Consider the following 11,970-nt stretch of genomic DNA (forward strand, 5'->3'; position numbering starts at 1 on the left):
CGTTGAACTAAGAAACTCAGGCTTTACCCGAATAAACGTCATCTCATCACGTCATCTTAAGCTGAATATTTGATTGTTAAAAAAATATTCAAATTCCCCTTGCTTTAAATCTAAATGATAACTATTCTCATTTGTGTTGGGTTGATTTTGATATGTGAGGCATTGATCTCAGCATTCAAGCTCAATGCGGTGGCCACTAACTGGTTTTTAGTATTAAGTCTGCGGACGGTGGCTCGATGAAATTTGTTAAATAATGGATATTGTAATCAGATGCTAAATAAATTTTTATGTGCACCTCATCGTCAGGAACTTACGGATAAACCAGAAAAAGCGAAAGCCTATTGCTGGAAGGGGTTGGAGACAGGTCAAAACTTGTCGGCTTTTGGTCATAAACGTGACGCACTTGCTCACTTTGGCTGTGCTTTCGAAACAGCTGAGATTGTAATGAGCAGTAGGGTAATGCCAGCCCTCGATGCAATTGGAATATTTAATGCGACATCTTGTGCATTTATAGCTTGTTTAAAAGAATTAGGTTATCACGAACAGTCTCAAGCGGTTTTAAATATGTGTATTGACCGACTGTTTGCTGAATCATTGGCTTTTCCCAGATTGACGCCCACTATTCAAACCTTAGTTATTTCATTACAGGACTTTTCACTGCGAAATCGTCGGAGCAGGGAGCAGGTAAGAAAAGAAATTGGTTTTGACTATGATAATTTAAATTACAGTTTTCCTGTTCAATCTACAGCGACAAAGTTACTTCACTAAAAGAGGCCCTAGAATGAATACACATCCTCAAACTGAACAAACCGTTAGTTTACAAATAAATACATCGACATTGCTTAGATTAATTCGAGAAAACGGGGTTAGACTTAACGACATTCATTGTTTGGACAAACAGTCCAAAGAAACGGTTCGACAGTCATTTCTTCAAAGTATGCTGCGCCAAACGACGTAGCCTAAAACAAGATTTTGATAACAGGAATTTGCAATGAAAAAACCAGAGGTTTGGCCGTAAGTTGCAGGTAAAGAGAAGCAAATAAGAGAAGTAAATACGAGAAGAGAAGAGAAGTGCTAAAGCAGCGGCAGAATGTTAACACTGCGGAACGGATCACTCTAATAGTGGTTATTAGGATATTACTCGACTCATTAAATTTCCTGCTAAAACAAGTCGAGTCATAAAAATGTAGGCTAACGCTTTTGGTATCGCGTTAAACCTACTTTTTATTGTAACCTTGAGGTCAAACTACGCTTCAACAGGCTTCTTGAGTGTTGCATTGAGTACGAGATAACCGATTATTCCCGATAACAAGGAACCGATTATTATCCCAAGGCGTTCATCGAACAGCAGATTAACGCCGGTTTCTTCAAATGCTAACGACCCAACAAATAAACTCATGGTAAATCCAATACCACAAAGGGCCGCCGTACCATATAGTCCGCCCCAGGACATGCCCTTAGGTAATTGAGCAAAATTCATCTTGATGCATAACCAACATAAACCAAATATCCCAATTTGTTTACCAGCAAACAAGCCTAATGCAATGCCGATAGGGACATTATGAAACATCTGTTCAGTAGTGACGTTGGCAAAACTTATCCCTGCATTGGCAAAGGCAAAAACAGGTAATACAAAAAAAGCGACAATGGAATGTAGATCGTGTTCTAGTGATTTTAAAGGACTGTGTTCAGGATCGTCTTTGGATCGCATAGGTATAAACATAGCCAGAACAACACCAGCTAACGTGGCATGGACGCCAGATTTTAATGTGGCAATCCACATAATAATACCAATCAAAATATAGGGGCTATTCGAGACGACATTCCGTTTATTTAGTATCGCCAAAATTGGAATACAGAGTGCGACAACAATTAGCGCCAGAAGTGAAATTTTTGACGTGTAAAACAGCGCAATGATGATGATGGCACCGATATCGTCAAAAATGGCCAGAGAAGTTAAAAATATCTTTATGGAAATGGGTACTCGTTTGCCCAACAAGGTTAAAACACCCAACGCAAATGCAATGTCCGTTGCCGCAGGGATTGCCCAACCTTTTGCCGCTACTGGATCCGCACCGTTAAAATAAAGGTAAATAGCGGCAGGCACTAACATACCGCCAATAGCACCCGCGCCAGGAAGAATAATGTTGCGCTTATCAGACAATTCACCTTCAACTAATTCGCGTTTTAATTCTAACCCAACGAGGAAAAAGAAGACCGCCATCAACCCATCATTTATCCACAATAACAGCGGTTTAGCTATTTCTAATGCGCCCACTCTGACTTCGACTGGGGTTGATAAAAAGAGTTGGTAATAAGGTTCTAATGGCGTATTGGCGATGATGATTGCTGCTGTAGCTGCAATAAAAAGTAAAATACCACCGGCGGATTCCATTTTAAAAAACGACGTTATAGAGCTGTGTAAGGGGTTAGACATTTGGGTTCCTTTAATAGATATGCCAACTATAAATAACACATATGTGGAATATAAGACACTTTAATGGCGATGTGTTAAATGTATTTAACGTTAAACCGCATTAATTGGCTTTATCTCAAGTTTAGATTATTTTTGAGTAAGTACCTAAAGTGATTGATAAATATATTAGATGATTTGGTATTAATGCTTACCTGTACAAATGAACTGTCGTATCATTTGGACAGACTTTACAGTTTAACATTCATTACTAAGAAGAAGCTCGATAGCATGACACAAATAAAAAGCATCTTAATCACCGGCTGTTCAACAGGCATTGGCTTCGATACCGCAACAACGCTCCACGGTATGGGTTTTGACGTTTATGCAACGGCTCGCAAAGCGCAGGACGTCGACAAATTGCGAGACTTAGGATTAAAGGCAAAATTATTGGATTTGGCCGACGAGGCAACTATTAAAACATCCGTTCAGTGGGTACTTGATCAAACCGACGGAAAACTCGACGCACTGTTTAATAATGGTGCTTATGGTCAGCCGGGGGCCATCGAAGATTTGCCAGTAGAAGCATTGCGAGCACAATTTGAAACTAATTTTTTTGGCTGGCATCGATTGACCCAAATGGTCTTAAAAATAATGCGCGAGCAAGGTTATGGTCGCATTATCCAAAATAGCTCAGTACTCGGGTTAGTTGCTATGCCTTATCGAGGGGCTTATAACGCATCAAAATTTGCAGTGGAAGGTTACACTGACACCTTACGTTTGGAACTTAGAGGGACAAACATTCAAGTAAGTTTAATTGAGCCGGGGCCAATCGATACTGAGTTTCGAGCCAATGCACTTGAGAAAATTAATGAATATATCGATATTGAAGGTTCAGTTCACAGCAAAGCATACAAACCGCAGGTAGAGCGGTTAGCTAAAAAACAGGTTTCTACCGCGTTTACATTGCCGCCGTCGGCAGTCACTAAATCGGTTATTCATGCTATTACGGCTAAAAAAGCGAAACGCCGCTATTATGTCACCACACCGACTTACTTAATGGCTTGGTTTAAACGCCTGCTACCTACATCATGGTTAGATGCGATACTAGCAAAGAACTAATGTCATGCCGCTTATTTGTGGCGGCAAACAGGACAGTCAGAGCGGCGATTTAATTTGAATTTTTGAGTCGCCATGCCCCAGGCATCAAACAACATAAGTTGATTCAAATTGTTGTACTCGCCCAATATTAAACGCAATGTCTCGGTGGCTTGTAAGCTTCCTAAAACCCCCAAAATAGGGCTAAAAACACCAGCGGTTGAACAGTTTTGTGGGGCGTCAACCGACTCTGGGAACAAACATTCGTAACATGGCGAGTCCGCTGTTGAAAAATCAAAACTAATTAATTGGCCACTCGCTTGAATAGCAGATGCTGAAACAAGTTGTTTCTGGTGTTGTTTACAAGTCGCGTTAATTAAACGCCTGGTTTTTACATTGTCAGTGCAGTCTAAAACCACATCGTGACGTTCAATTAAAGCGGCCAAGTCAAAATTGAATATTGACTCTGCGATAGCGTTAATCACAATTAAAGAGTTTTGTAAGGAGAGCTTTTGCTGAGCAACAATTGCTTTTTTCTCGCCAATGTTATTTTCACCATATAATATCTGACGCTGCAGATTACTGCTTTCAATAGTATCGTGGTCTACCAAAGTTAAGGTGCCAACACCTGCAGCTGTTAGATATTGAGCAGCAGGGCAGCCTAAGCCGCCCAACCCAATAATAAGTACTCGGCTATTTTGGAATGCCAACTGACCTTGCTCACCAATTTTTTCCACCATCAGATGGCGGTGATAACGCAAAAATTGTTTGTCCGTTAGATTTGCCACCGAGTTATCCTTTTGCCAATAACTTATTAAATGCAACTACCGCTTGTTCTGGATCATCCGCTTCGGTAATTGCTGTGACAACGGCAATTGAGCCTACGCCCGTTTTAATTACTTCGGTAGCTCTTTCTAATGTTATCCCACCAATGGCAACCATCGGTATATCGAGGTTAAGTTCAACCAATTTTGCTAAAGTATCGACGCCTTGTATTTGACCGGTCATATCTTTTGTGCGGGTCGGAAAAATAGCGCCAACAGCAAGATAAGAGGGTTGGTATTCTTGTATTTTTAACATTTCGTAATGGCCATGGGTACTCACGCCAAGCTTAATACCGGATTGCTTGATGGCATGTAAATCAGCCATCTGAATATCTTCCTGTCCAAGGTGAACGCCATAAGCTTTGTGCTTAATTGCTAATTCCCAGTAGTCGTTAATAAACAAACGAGCTTGGTATTGTCGGCCCAGTTCTATGGCTTGTATAACAGACTGTTCAAGGTCCCTACCAGTTAAGATTTTTTCGCGATATTGAATGGTTTTAATGCCCGCTTTGAGTAAACGTTCAATCCAAGCTAAGTTATCTACGACGGGATATAACCCCAGTTTTTGCTCGTCTATTTGAGCGAAACCTGAGGTAAAAGTATCAACCGGATGGGCGCTAAGTGCGGGTTCCCAATCAAGCTGCAATGCCAAGTCACTATTTGAAACTAGCACCTTAGGGTAGTCTTGGCGTTCACGCGGCCAAGGTCCTTGCCAAATCGGGCCATACGGACCTTCATAGTCTTTAGCCAGTCTTAACCCCTGATTGATATAGGCTTTTGCAATAGTAAACGCGTCGCGTAACAAATAACCTTGAGCCATCAAACTGGCTAAGGCAGAGGCAAAAGTGCAACCGCTACCGTGGGTATGTTCGGTATCTATTTTGGGACTCGCAAGCCAATAATGTTGATAACCATCGTGGCAATAATCGACGCAGTAACGCTCGTCAATATCGATGTGTCCGCCTTTGATCAAAACCGAGCTTGGGCCTAAATTAAGGGCTTGTTGCGCGGCGTTTTCCATGCAATCCCACGAGAACACATAGACGCCAGTGAGTTGCTGCAACTCTTTGTTGTTGGGGGTGAGTACATCAACAACAGGCAGTAAATGTTGTTTTATTGTGGGGAGTATGTCGTCTTCCGTTAAGTTGCCGCCATTTGAGGCAACAGCAACCGGGTCGTAAACAACAATAGGCGCAAAGTCCCATGTGGTTTTGTAATGGGCGATTTTCTCTGCAACTAATTTGACTTGCTCGGCATTGGCTAAAAGACCAATTTTAATGACGAGAGCCGGCTTCTCTTGTTCGAGAGCGTCAAATTGAGACTGCATTACGTCAATGGAGACGGCATTAATCTCGATAACCCCAGCGCTATTTTGAGCCGTTACTGCGGTAATTATTGAACAGGCTTCAGCGCCCAAATTATGAATGGTTTTGCAATCGGCTTGGATCCCGGCACCGCCGGTACAGTCGCTTCCGGCTATGGTCCAAACAATTGAATTGGATAACACTGACATTACTCCTGATGCCAAAACGGCATACCCATTGTGGGTGTGCTGGGTTGGGCAATTTGTTTTTCTGGCATTCTACCAGCTAAAAACCCTATGCGACCAGCATCGGCAGCATATTTAAATGCCGTCGCCATTAACACCGGATCTGTTGCCTGTGCAACGGCACTGTTTAATAGAATTGCATCGTAACCTAATTCGAACGCCTGCACCGCATGGGATGGTAAGCCTATACCTGCGTCAATGATAAGTGTGGTATCGGGTAAACGATGACGAATGGTTTCTAGCGCATAAGGGTTAAGTAAGCCCTGTCCTGTACCGATTGGCGCACCCCAGGGCATAATGACTTCACAACCTAAATCCGCTAATCGGCGGCACAAAACCAGATCGTCAGTACAGTAAGGGAGAACTTTAAAACCATCCTTGAGCAAAATATCGGTTGCTTTAACTAACTCAAATGGGTCGGGTTGTAAGCTGTATTCGTCGCCAATTAATTCCAATTTTATCCAATCGGTTTGAAACAATTCCCGCGACATTTTTGCCAGATTCACCACTTCTTTTACCGAATGGCAACCTGCTGTATTTGGCAATAAAGTGACATTCAGTTCTTTAATCTGCTGCCAAAATTGTTCGCCACCATTATCTTGAGGAGATTGTCGGCGTAGCGATAAAGTGACAATTTCACTGCCACTTGCTTCAATCGCCTGCCTCATCACTTTAATTGACGGATAAAGTGCGGTACCAATTAATAGGCGACTATCAAACGTATCACCGTAAATAGTGAGTTGAGACATACGTAGTTATCCTCCAAAAATAGGTGATACAACATCGACCTTGTCATTTTCTTTTATCAAGGTTGTTTGATAGTTGTTGTTAGCAACAAATTCGCCATTTAACGCAACGGCAAAAGGTGGCTTAACCGCAAAATGGACCAAAATGGACGATAAGCTTAATGCAGATTTTGTATCTAGTTGTCTTTGATGACCGGCCACATCGGCTAATTCTATCGAATGTGGTTCACCATTAAAAAACAGTTTCATGTTGTTAACCTTTGTATATGATCATCGACATTGATTTGTTACTGGCGCGAAAACAGCTCAATAGTTTCGCCTTGCTCTTCCAATAGTCGTAGAGTTTGATCAACCAAACAGGGCGTTAATAAATAGCCATGACGGTACAAACCGTTAATTTGAATATGCTTAGACTTTATGATTATCGAAGGTTCATTGTCGAGTAACGTTGGTCGTAGTCCGGTTTGAATTTCTATCACTTCCGCTTCAGCAAATCCTTTGTGAATACTATACGCAGCACTTAATAATTCTAAAGTAGAACGTACACTCGGGGCTTTGTTGTCTTCTGATTCTATTTCAGTGGCACCGATGACATATTGGTCGTCGGATTTAGGCACAATGTACAGGGGATATCTAGGGTGCATTAGACGAATTGGACGTGTTAATGTTACTTCAGGCGCTCTAACTCGAACGACTTCACCGCGAACACCACGCAGGGGGTTGTCAGGTTTTAATAAAGTGTGTTTTGCACCTAAACCACGGCAGTCGATGACCCAGTCAAATTGCCATTGTTGCAGGTTATTATTCACATCCGATACTCGATTATCGTCAATACGAACCTCTGTTTCTTCAGAGCATGTGACCTTACTTGATAACAATTTTTTTTCGAGTTCTTGGTACAAGAGTCGATTATCAATATGACCTTCATTTGCTAAGAACAGTGCGGAGCTAAAGTTTGGGGGGATTTCCGGCTCAATTTCTTGTATTTGCTCATTGCGTAATGTCTGGATGTCCTGTGCGTGTCGACACCTTACCCGTTGTGTAAAATGTCGCAGGTCATTAACGTCTTGTCTGTGAGCTAAAATCAATGTTCCGGTTTGTTGGAATTGCGTTTCTAAATCCAATGCGTTTAACATTTGAGGCCATAATGTCAAAGACTGATGACCCATTTCGACGATGTTGGCCGACGCCACAACCGATTCAGCTGTAGGGGCAACCATAGCCGCAGCTATTCTTCCTGTGGCACAAGCATCTGCCAAGTTGCCCTTTTCAAACAGGGTAACTTGGTGAGTTTGACTCAATGACAAAGCGAGGAACCGGCCAACAAGGCCAGCCCCCACAATCGCAATAGTAACCAAAATATCCGCCCTATTTGGCTAGTTGATAAATTTCAGATCCTTTTGATCTAAATTCATCCGACATTTTTTGCATGCCTTCCTGGGCGGCTATTGCGTCAATTGCTTCATTTTCAGCGGCGATTTTTAACTCTCGATCAGCTTCAAAGTCTACCATTTTGATATCTATGTCAGCTTCTAAGCCTTTTGCATAGTCACGCACTTCCTGGCTTATCTTCATTGAACAGAACTTTGGACCACACATTGAACAGAAGTGAGCAACTTTGCCTGACTCCTGTGGCAAGGTTTCATCGTGATATTCACGTGCTCGGTCTGGATCTAAACCTAGGTTAAATTGATCAAACCAACGGAATTCAAAGCGGGCTTTTGATAACGCATTATCACGAATTTGCGCACCTGGGTGGCCTTTTGCAAGGTCTCCGGCGTGTGCTGCAATTTTGTAAGTGATCAAACCTTCTTTTACGTCTTCTTTATTTGGTAAGCCTAAGTGCTCTTTAGGTGTTACGTAACACAACATGGCACAACCGTACCAGCCTATATTTGCCGCGCCAATGCCCGAGGTAATGTGGTCATAACCCGGTGCAATGTCTGTTGTCAGTGGGCCTAAAGTATAAAAAGGCGCTTCATCACAGTGTTTTAATTGCTCTTCCATGTTTTCTTTAACCATGTGTAATGGCACATGACCCGGACCTTCGATCATGACTTGTACATCGTGTTGCCACGCGATTTTGGTCAACTCACCTAACGTTCTAAGCTCGCTAAACTGCGCTTCGTCATTGGCGTCGGCAATTGACCCTGGACGCAGACCGTCACCAAGTGAAAACGAAACGTCGTATTGTTTACAGATTTCGCAAATGTCTTCAAAGTGAGTGTATAAGAAGTTTTCTTGATGGTGGGCAAGGCACCACTTGGCCATTATGGAACCACCACGGGAAACAATTCCGGTAACGCGTTTTGCCGTCATAGGGACAAATCGTAATAAAACCCCGGCGTGGATAGTGAAATAGTCCACTCCCTGCTCGGCTTGTTCTATTAACGTATCGCGGAAGATTTCCCACGTGAGGTTTTCTGCAACACCGTTAACTTTTTCAAGGGCTTGGTAGATAGGGACAGTTCCAATTGGTACTGGTGAGTTACGAACAATCCATTCGCGCGTTTCGTGGATATAACGGCCAGTGGATAAATCCATTACCGTATCCGCGCCCCATTTGGTAGACCAAACTAGTTTTTCCACTTCTTCTTCAATAGAAGAAGTGACCGCAGAGTTACCAATGTTGGCGTTGACTTTAATTAAGAAGTTGCGGCCAATGATCATCGGCTCCGCTTCTGGGTGATTGATATTGGCCGGAATAATAGCTCGACCTCGGGCGACTTCGTCTCGGACAAATTCTGCGGTGATCTCATCAGGCATATCTTTACTGCCAACTACCGCACCAAAGCTTTGGCCGGGGTGTTGCTGAGTAAGTGTTTCGTCTTTAAATTTTTGCAGTTTTAGGTTTTCACGAATGGCGATGTATTCCATTTCAGGTGTGATAATCCCCTGTTTTGCATAATGCATTTGGGTGACGATTTTACCGTCAATGGCCCGACGAACTTTTGGCAGGTTTTCAAATCGAATGTGGTCTAAACCTTCATCCGCTAACCGTTGCTGACTATAACCAGAAGTTGCGCCTTCAAGTACATGAGTATCGTTGCGCGCCGCAATCCATTCATCGCGTAGTTTAGGTAAGCCGACATGCACGTCGATATTGGTATCTGGGTCAGTGTAAGGTCCTGATGTGTCGTAAACACGGATGGGTTCATTCGGTTCCAAAATTGGATTTTTTTCATCCCCGCCCACTAAAGAATCGGCAAGGGCAATTTCACGCATACCAACTTTGATATTGTGCGTTGCACCTTCTACGTATACTTTTTTTGAATTTGGGAAGTTTTGATCCGAGCAATTTTTTAGAAATTCTTCGGCTTGAGCACGGCGCTCACGACGAGTTAATTTAGTCATTTTTTTCTGCCTTAAGTAATGGTTTACAAAAGACGGAGTGTAGATCTCAGGTAGGACAAATTGTTTTACCCTTGTTTCCTTCGCTGAAATTACTCAGATCAGGTTCTACGGATCCCGCTACAATGCGATCTCAGCCCATGACAAAATAGGGCACTCCGACAAGTCAAAATCATCTTACGATATAGAACGCAGTGAGGGAAGACCTAATACGTTATTAATCTGCTATAACTCATTACTAATTTACTGAATTGTAGAGGATTAATTTTTTATTTTGATTCGGCAGAGTAGAACTAGCTTGTCGCTGTAACTAACACATGATTAGTGATTTAGGGGATTGAGATTTTGCAATTGCAGGCGCTGTCGTTACAGATTACATGATTGTTGCAAACAATCAGGTTGGCGTTGATAACGACTGGCGAGTTATCAACGCAAATCTTATCTACTTTACTACGACATTAATGCTGTCGTTTGTTAGACGGATATTAATGTTTTCTCCGGTCACAACCTGCTTAGGTGATTTGATCACCTCGCCATTGTCTTTCATTGCGATGGCATAACCACGGCCTAGTGTGGCGAGGGGGCTGACAATGTTGAGTTTTTCTGTCACTTTTTCAAATTGCTGTTGAGCTCTTTCGAATCGGCGAACGAGCAAAGATTGTAGTGAATGTTGCATGTCGACCAGTTTTTGCTGTTCATTTTTAATCAAATTTGTCGGGTTTTGCGATAAAAGTCGTTGTTGCGAATGTTCTACCCGTCGAGCTTGAGTCGAAAGCTGGGTTTGGATTATTCGTGTCATGCGCATTTGCAATTCGTCGGTTTTTTGTTGCGACAGTTGAATTTTATGGCTTGGATGTAACAACGACAATGACTTGTTGAGCTCTGATAACTGTTGCTTTTGGGATTTGTAATTGTGCGTATAAGCCAGTAACAGCCGAGAGTAAAGTCGGTTTACTTTTTCAATTACGTCTGTCATGTCGGTAGACACAAGTTCTGCGGCGGCTGATGGGGTTGGTGCACGAAGGTCTGCGACAAAATCGCATATCGAGAAGTCAACCTCATGACCTACCGCAGAGATAATTGGCAACGCAGAGTTATATATAGTGTGGGCTAAGGCTTCGTCATTAAAGCTCCAGAGATCTTCTAATGAACCACCACCGCGACCGACAACTAATACATCAACTTCTTCACGATAATTTGCGGCGTTTATTGCCCAAATCAAATTTTGAGCGGCGTGTTCACCTTGAACCATAGTGGGGTAAATAATCACCTCCGTTTGCGGCGAACGTCGTTTTAGAACCGTCAAAATGTCATGCACCGCTGCACCCGTAGGGGAGGTGATTACTCCGACACGTTTGGGGTTTTGTGGAATAGGGCGTTTAACGTCTTGGTCAAACAGGCCCATTTGACCAAGCTTTAATTTTAACGCTTCAAATTGTTGTTTTAATAGACCTTCACCGGCCGGTTCCATTGTCTCGACAATAAATTGATAATCGCCACGAGGTTCATAAAGACTGATCCGCCCACGCACTAAAACTTGAGAGCCATTGTCGATAACACCTCGAACAGAGCGATTATTGCCTTTAAACATAGCCGCTTTTACTTGAGCGCGGTTATCTTTGAGTGAAAAGTACCAATGACCGCTAGAGGCGCGAACTAGGTTAGAAATTTCCGCTGAAATCCACACATTCACAAACTCTGCTTCTAACATCATTCTAACTTTCTGATTTAATTCAGAAACCTGATATATTTTTTGTTGCGGTGAAGAATAAGATTGCAGCACGAAAATATTGTCCTTTGCGTGGTTTGAGAAATAAAAGAGTCGAGATTTAAAATAATACAAACTTTAACAAGTTTTTTTACGAAAGTCAGTTTACCTTAGGCAAAGTTTCGATTAAAATGCGGCCGCAACATATAGACTTAAATAGCCTCAAAATTCGGTTTCTATTTCGTACTATACTTACGAATTGGACAAAGCCGCATTTCGAG

At 42.5% G+C, this 11,970-nt stretch carries 11 protein-coding genes and 1 riboswitch; of the genes, 3 read left to right on the top strand and 8 right to left on the bottom strand.

What is annotated here, in order from left to right; all coding sequences use genetic code 11:
• The first annotated feature begins 270 nt into the window (after positions 1–270).
• Positions 271–768 (top strand): hypothetical protein, encoded by a 498-nt coding sequence (locus KO525_RS09260; RefSeq protein WP_215963522.1) that lies wholly within the window; start codon positions 271–273, stop codon positions 766–768.
• A 13-nt stretch (positions 769–781) separates the two neighbouring features.
• On the top strand, positions 782–958 hold the full coding sequence (locus KO525_RS09265; RefSeq protein ID WP_215963523.1) for a hypothetical protein: 177 nt from the start codon (positions 782–784) through the stop codon (positions 956–958).
• 288 nt (positions 959–1,246) lie between these two features.
• On the opposite strand, the gene nhaA is transcribed toward KO525_RS09265, so the two are convergent.
• Positions 1,247–2,437 (bottom strand): Na+/H+ antiporter NhaA, encoded by a 1,191-nt coding sequence (gene nhaA, locus KO525_RS09270; protein ID WP_215963524.1) that lies wholly within the window; start codon positions 2,435–2,437, stop codon positions 1,247–1,249.
• 267 nt (positions 2,438–2,704) lie between these two features.
• On the opposite strand from nhaA, the gene KO525_RS09275 reads away from it, so the two are divergent.
• Positions 2,705–3,535 (top strand): SDR family oxidoreductase, encoded by an 831-nt coding sequence (locus KO525_RS09275; protein WP_215963525.1) that lies wholly within the window; start codon positions 2,705–2,707, stop codon positions 3,533–3,535.
• An 11-nt stretch (positions 3,536–3,546) separates the two neighbouring features.
• Here KO525_RS09275 and KO525_RS09280 read toward each other — a convergent pair whose 3' ends face one another.
• The 7 genes from KO525_RS09280 to xseA form a co-directional block, all read right to left on the bottom strand.
• Positions 3,547–4,299 (bottom strand): HesA/MoeB/ThiF family protein, encoded by a 753-nt coding sequence (locus KO525_RS09280; protein WP_215963526.1) that lies wholly within the window; start codon positions 4,297–4,299, stop codon positions 3,547–3,549.
• A gap of 4 nt (positions 4,300–4,303) precedes the next feature.
• Positions 4,304–5,842, bottom strand: coding sequence for a thiamine phosphate synthase (gene thiE, locus KO525_RS09285; RefSeq protein ID WP_371744397.1), 1,539 nt, complete (start codon positions 5,840–5,842; stop codon positions 4,304–4,306).
• Between the two features lie 5 nt (positions 5,843–5,847).
• Positions 5,848–6,633, bottom strand: coding sequence for a thiazole synthase (locus KO525_RS09290; protein ID WP_215963528.1), 786 nt, complete (start codon positions 6,631–6,633; stop codon positions 5,848–5,850).
• A gap of 6 nt (positions 6,634–6,639) precedes the next feature.
• The gene (gene thiS / locus KO525_RS09295) at positions 6,640–6,879 is read right to left on the bottom strand and encodes a sulfur carrier protein ThiS (protein WP_215963529.1); all 240 of its coding nucleotides are present in this window, start codon (positions 6,877–6,879) and stop codon (positions 6,640–6,642) included.
• A 38-nt stretch (positions 6,880–6,917) separates the two neighbouring features.
• A complete protein-coding gene (gene thiO, locus KO525_RS09300; RefSeq protein WP_252736619.1) occupies positions 6,918–7,988 on the bottom strand; it encodes a glycine oxidase ThiO in 1,071 nt (356 codons plus the stop codon).
• A gap of 10 nt (positions 7,989–7,998) precedes the next feature.
• Positions 7,999–9,984 (bottom strand): phosphomethylpyrimidine synthase ThiC, encoded by a 1,986-nt coding sequence (thiC, locus tag KO525_RS09305; RefSeq protein WP_215963530.1) that lies wholly within the window; start codon positions 9,982–9,984, stop codon positions 7,999–8,001.
• A 58-nt stretch (positions 9,985–10,042) separates the two neighbouring features.
• Positions 10,043–10,152, bottom strand: a riboswitch (TPP riboswitch).
• A gap of 271 nt (positions 10,153–10,423) precedes the next feature.
• Positions 10,424–11,695 carry an exodeoxyribonuclease VII large subunit gene (gene xseA, locus KO525_RS09310; RefSeq protein ID WP_215963599.1) on the bottom strand — a complete coding sequence of 424 codons (1,272 nt, stop codon included), beginning with the start codon at positions 11,693–11,695 and terminating at the stop codon, positions 10,424–10,426.
• Positions 11,696–11,970: the final 275 nt, after the last annotated feature.

This window comes from Psychrosphaera sp. B3R10, from assembly GCF_018861025.1.
Classification (GTDB): Bacteria; Pseudomonadota; Gammaproteobacteria; order Enterobacterales; family Alteromonadaceae; genus Psychrosphaera; species Psychrosphaera algicola.